Origin of the sequence: uncultured Boseongicola sp., from assembly GCF_937988555.1 — a bacterium.
Classification (GTDB): domain Bacteria; phylum Pseudomonadota; class Alphaproteobacteria; order Rhodobacterales; family Rhodobacteraceae; genus Boseongicola.
Window position 1 is genome coordinate 1 of the sequence record NZ_CALJXO010000215.1, and the last position, 2,763, is coordinate 2,763.

At 55.6% G+C, this 2,763-nt stretch carries 3 protein-coding genes; 2 read left to right on the forward strand and 1 reads right to left on the reverse strand.

Annotation, left to right across the window (positions count from 1 at the left end):
- The coding region (locus tag Q1B15_RS12825; protein WP_299754147.1) for a CBS domain-containing protein at nt 1-305 on the reverse strand (305 nt) is incomplete at its 3' end.
- Nucleotides 306-498: 193 nt separating this feature from the next.
- Between Q1B15_RS12825 and Q1B15_RS12830 the strand changes: the two genes are divergently transcribed.
- Nucleotides 499-1,998: a CoA-acylating methylmalonate-semialdehyde dehydrogenase gene (locus Q1B15_RS12830; protein ID WP_299754149.1), complete on the forward strand. Its 1,500-nt coding sequence runs from the start codon at nt 499-501 to the stop codon at nt 1,996-1,998.
- Nucleotides 1,999-2,427: 429 nt separating this feature from the next.
- On the forward strand, nt 2,428-2,640 hold the full coding sequence (locus Q1B15_RS12835; RefSeq protein ID WP_299754151.1) for a hypothetical protein: 213 nt from the start codon (nt 2,428-2,430) through the stop codon (nt 2,638-2,640).
- The last annotated feature ends 123 nt before the right edge of the window (nt 2,641-2,763 follow it).

A 2,763-nucleotide genomic window follows, 5' to 3' on the forward strand; every position in this document is an offset into this window, starting at 1 on the left:
AAACGGCCGTCGCTCATTTTCTGAAGGACCTGATCGGTGGTCTCGTTTCCGATGGCGCTGACCAGCTCGCGGGTCATCATGTCGTCAACCGTTTCCGACAGGCAGCTTGGACCACGACGGCCAAGTTCGCGGACAATGTCACGTTCCGAGATAATGCCTTCGGCTCTTTCACCATCTGAAGAAACCACAATTGCGCCGATCCTCTTCTCGGAGAGTAATCGCGCGGTGTCCTGAATTGTGGTGTTGGACGGGATAGTAACAACGTCACCTCCGCCTTTCATTGCAAGTATTTGGCTTACCAGCATTTTTTCCTCCCGGGCTTCACACCGCTGTGAGCAGCGTCACACCGGCGCTGCCCCCTGTCAAGTCTGGCGCGCATCCGAAACAGGGACCTTCCCTGCAAAAGTCCGGAATTTTTCAGGATCATGTGTGCTTTCCCTCTGTTTCGCCTGCGCTGAGGAGTTTAGGTTGCCTCAAAATCAAAAGGGGAGAAGTTTCTTGCAAGAGCTTACACATTTTATCGACGGCGCACATGTTGCGGGCGGCTCGGGTCGGTTTGCGGACGTCTTTAACCCCGCGACAGGTGAAGTTCAGGCGAAGGTGCCTTTGGCTTCTACCGCCGAAGTTGACGCGGCTATCGCACGGGCGGCAGTGGCTCAAGTTGCCTGGGGAGCGACGAACCCTCAGCGGCGCGCTCGGGTGATGATGGACTTTGTACGGCTCATAAACCGCGACATGGAAAAACTGGCCGAAGCACTAAGCCGCGAGCATGGCAAGACTATTCCCGATGCGAAGGGCGATGTGCAGCGCGGACTTGAAGTGATCGAGTTCTGCATTGGTGCACCACACCTTCTTAAGGGGGAGTTTACCGACAGCGCGGGTCCTGGCATCGATATGTATTCGATGAAGCAGGCTTTAGGTGTTGTCGCAGGGATTACGCCGTTTAACTTCCCGGCAATGATCCCGCTTTGGAAAATGGGCCCGGCGCTTTCCTGCGGGAATGCCTTCATCCTAAAGCCATCCGAACGTGATCCTTCGGTATGTTTGATGCTGGCGGAGTTGATGACAGAAGCCGGGCTCCCCGATGGCGTGTTGCAGGTCATCAACGGCGACAAAGAAGCGGTCGATGCGATCCTAGACAACGAGACGGTTCAGGCCGTTGGCTTTGTCGGCTCCACCCCGATTGCGCAATACATCTATGCCAAAGGCTGCGCAAACGGCAAACGGGTACAGTGTTTTGGCGGTGCGAAGAACCACATGATCATCATGCCAGACGCGGACATGGATCAGGCAGCGGATGCTTTGGTTGGCGCCGGGTACGGCGCTGCGGGCGAACGCTGCATGGCAATCTCGGTAGCCGTGCCAGTGGGCGACGAAACAGCGGATCGTTTGATCGAAAAACTGGTTCCACGTATCGAAAAGCTGAAGGTTGGCCCTTATACGGCAGGCAATGACGTGGACTACGGGCCGGTTGTGACAGCCGCCGCGAAGGCGAATATTCAGCGACTGGTCGAAACCGGAATTGATCAGGGTGCCGAACTGGTGGTCGATGGCCGCAACTTCAAACTGCAGGGGTATGAGGACGGATTTTTTGTTGGTCCTCATTTGTTTGACCGGGTCACGAAGGACATGGATATTTACAAGAAAGAGATATTTGGCCCCGTGCTGTCTACGGTGCGCGCGCAGTCTTACGAAGAGGCGATCGGCCTTGCGATGGACCACGAGTATGGAAACGGCACTGCGATCTTTACCCGCGATGGCGACACCGCACGCGACTTTGCGAGCCGGATCAATATCGGCATGGTCGGTATTAATGTGCCGATCCCTGTGCCTTTGGCGTATCACTCGTTTGGGGGCTGGAAGAAGTCGGGCTTTGGCGATCTGAATCAGCACGGCACTGATGCGTTCAAATTCTATACCCGCACAAAAACGGTGACGGCGCGCTGGCCTTCCGGGATCAAGGAGGGCGGCGAGTTCAACTTTAAACAGATGGACTAAAGCGCGGCGTTTTTTTGAAGGCTCATGAAAGCGGACCTGTCGGGTCCGCTTTTTTGGTTAACAAAGCTTTCCTGTGACTTGCGCTCGGAAAACTAGCTTTTCAGCAAAGCAGCGCCCTATCTTTTCGATTTTCACATATTATTCGAATTACCGAATGTCGGTGTGACGTCGGCATAACGTCGATATCGCGTCGGCGCAGACGTTCGCCACCGCCACGGTTTGTTAACCTATCTGGCGCGCAGACTGCGGCGGACTGGCGAATATCGGATTACCAGACGGCGCGGTGACGCAAAAAAGGGCGACCCCGAAAAGCCGCCCCATATAGCGTATCGCTTAGATATACGACTTGCGACGACACGCTGCCGCAAGGCTTTCAAGCTCCGAAAGCATAAGACAGCCCGGCGCAGGACATGGGACCTGTGGCACGTCATGGGTCGCGCGCACCGTGATGGAGGGAAGCTAGAAGCCGACGTCCACAAAGGTCGAACAGCAGTTGGCGTTTTCGGAGACGAATTTGCATTCACAGACGTCTCCGAATTCGAGCGTGCGCGCGCCAACCACAAAACTGTTGGCTGGACCAACTGGCAGCACAAAGCCACAGTACGCGTTGCCCTGAAAGGCCTCGTCGGTAACACATCATAGTCTGCAAAAGACCCATTGCTGGCGCTTCCGTCATAGCAGCGGTCGCCATCCGACGTCACCCAGCGTTCAGACCAGCCAATGACGGCGTCAATCAATTCGACAACAATACTCTGGCCAAAAGCA